Origin of the sequence: Massilia sp. CT11-108, assembly GCF_047302915.1 — a bacterium.
GTDB lineage: Bacteria > Pseudomonadota > Gammaproteobacteria > Burkholderiales > Burkholderiaceae_D > Telluria > Telluria orientalis.
The window spans coordinates 1-1,110 of record NZ_JBKYMO010000959.1; the positions used below are offsets into that span (position 1 = coordinate 1).

A 1,110-nucleotide genomic window follows, 5' to 3' on the forward strand; every position below is an offset into this window, starting at 1 on the left:
CTCGCAGCCCAGCGCGTACGCCGTCGCGGCGCGCACGCCGGCCGACGTCGCCGCGGCCGTGAACTTCGCGCGCACCCACGACCTGCGCCTCGTCGTCAAGGGCGGCGGGCACAGTTACCAGGGCACGTCCGACGCGCCCGATTCGCTGCTCGTCTGGACGCGGCACATGAACGACGTCCGCCTGGAACCCGCCTTCGTCGCGCGCAACTGCGGGGCCGCGCCGCAGCCGGCCGTCACGGTGGGCGCGGGCGCCATGTGGATCGACGCGTACGATGCGGTGACGACGCTCGCCGGCCGCTACGTCCAGGGCGGCGGCTGCACGACCGTCGGCGTGGCGGGGCTCGTGCAGAGCGGGGGCTTCGGCAGCTTTTCCAAGCGCTACGGCACGGCGGCGGCCGGCCTGCTGGAGGCGGAAGTCGTGACGGCCGACGGCCAGCTCCGCATCGCCAACGCCTGCACGAACGCGGACCTGTTCTGGGCCTTGAAAGGCGGCGGTGGCGGCAGCGTGGGCATCGTCACGCGCCTCACGTTGCGCACCCGCGAGCTGCCGGCCACGTTCGGCGCCGTCTTCTGCAAGGTGCGCGCCGCCGACGATGCCGCATTCCGTGCGCTGGTCGGCAAGCTGGTCGAGTTCTATGCGAAGGACCTGTTCAATCCGCACTGGGGCGAGCAGATCGGCATCCACGGCGACAACACCGTCGACGTCTCGATGGTGTTCCAGGACCTCGACGAGGCCGGCGCGGCGCGCACGTGGGCGCCGCTGCTCGACTGGCTGCGCGCGCATCCAGCCTACTCGTTCGAGAAGCCGTTCCAGGTACTGGCCCTGCCCGCGCGGCACATGTGGGACGCGGCGTACTTCCGCGAGCACGCGCCCGGCTTCATGGTCGCCGATCCGCGTCCGGGCGCGCCCGCGCACCATGTGATCTGGAAGGGCGACACAGACCAGGAGGGCTGGTTCATCCACGGCTACAAGTCGGCGTGGCTGCCGGCCGGGCTGCTCGATGCGAAACGCCAGGCCGGCCTCGCCGACGCGCTGTTCCAGGCGAGCCGGCACTGGAGCGTGGGCCTGCACTTCAACAAGGGCCTGGCCGGCGCGCCGCAGGCGGACAT

At 72.0% G+C, this 1,110-nt stretch carries 1 protein-coding gene; it reads left to right on the forward strand.

Going from position 1 to position 1,110, the window contains the following annotated elements; all coding sequences use genetic code 11:
* On the forward strand, nt 1-1,110 hold a 1,110-nt coding region (locus ACEN88_RS32350; RefSeq protein ID WP_413346316.1), incomplete at both ends, for an FAD-binding oxidoreductase.